General features: G+C 38.7%; 1 protein-coding gene. It reads left to right on the top strand.

Annotated features, from left to right (window positions below):
• Window positions 1-769: IS3 family transposase (locus AO843_RS23725; RefSeq protein ID WP_054613506.1), on the top strand; the 769-nt coding region annotated here is incomplete at its 5' end.
• Window positions 770-806: the final 37 nt, after the last annotated feature.

Consider the following 806-nt stretch of genomic DNA (forward strand, 5'->3'; position numbering starts at 1 on the left):
CGGCTATTATAAGTGGTTGAAAAATGGTAAGGTATCGTTGCGGAAACAGGATGATACCCTTTTAAAAGAACACATTTTAACGATTCATCAAACAAATAAAATGTATGGTTATCCACGCGTAAAAATCGCTTTGCGTGATAAAGGATTGAAGGTAAATCACAAAAAAGTGTATCGATTGATGAGCGAATTAGGCATCCAATCCATCATCCGTAAGAAACGTCGCGTGTGGAAAAATCGAGTATCACGTACATTTGACAATGTGTTAGAGCGCCAATTTAAAGACCGTACAGAGAATGAAGTATTCGTCACAGACATTACGTATTTACCGACAAAAACAGGCTTTCTATATCTGTCTGCCATTCAAGATTTATACAACAATGAAATTGTGGCTTGGCAAGTAGGCAAACGGAATGATTTACAGCTCGTGATGGACACATTAAGCGAGTTAACGACAAAAAGAAATGTGTATCGAAGCATCATCCATTCGGATCAAGGCTTTCAATACACATCTCTTAAATATCATCAAACAGTTGAACAGCTCGGCATGATTGGCAGCCATTCCCGCAAAGGGAACTGCCACGATAACGCCTGCATTGAATCTTTCTTCTCGCACTTTAAAAGCGAATGTTTGTATCTTCTACAAGATCATTCAGAAGAGGAAATGATCCGAGCAGTTGAGCAGTATATCTACTTTTATAACTATAAACGCTTTCAAAAACGACTCAACCATCTGACACCGATAGAATATCGACATCAGATGGCTGCTTAGTCTTTTTTAAACTGTCTACTTGACAGGGGTAAGTCCA

This window comes from Lysinibacillus sp. ZYM-1 (genome assembly GCF_001308875.1).
Classification (GTDB): domain Bacteria; phylum Bacillota; class Bacilli; order Bacillales_A; family Planococcaceae; genus Lysinibacillus.